The organism is Idiomarina sp. ST20R2A10 (assembly GCF_051842345.1).
GTDB classification, from domain to species: domain Bacteria; phylum Pseudomonadota; class Gammaproteobacteria; order Enterobacterales; family Alteromonadaceae; genus Idiomarina; species Idiomarina loihiensis.
On record NZ_JBNIEY010000064.1, the window covers coordinates 1 to 246 of the forward strand.

A 246-nucleotide genomic window follows, 5' to 3' on the forward strand; every position below is an offset into this window, starting at 1 on the left:
GGAAGTGGTTTTTGGGCGCGCTGATGAGGAGCAGGCTGCCCACTTTAATGTCATCGTGCATGGCGATGGAGCCTCCTCTGGAGGCCTCATCACGCAACACGCCGATCAAATAGCGATCCCGCTCCTCAGAGTGGTTGCACAGCGAGTATTGCCGGATTACCCCCTCTTTCACCTGCACGTCAATATGGGCGCCGGCGCTGAAGGGTGGCAGCGGTCGACCGTGCGGGTCGGCAAGCTCAAAGGTGG

At 60.2% G+C, this 246-nt stretch carries 1 pseudogene; it reads right to left on the reverse strand.

Annotated features, from left to right (window positions below):
• Window positions 1–246, reverse strand: a pseudogene (locus ACP7H9_RS14315) (oxidoreductase); the annotation flags it as partial.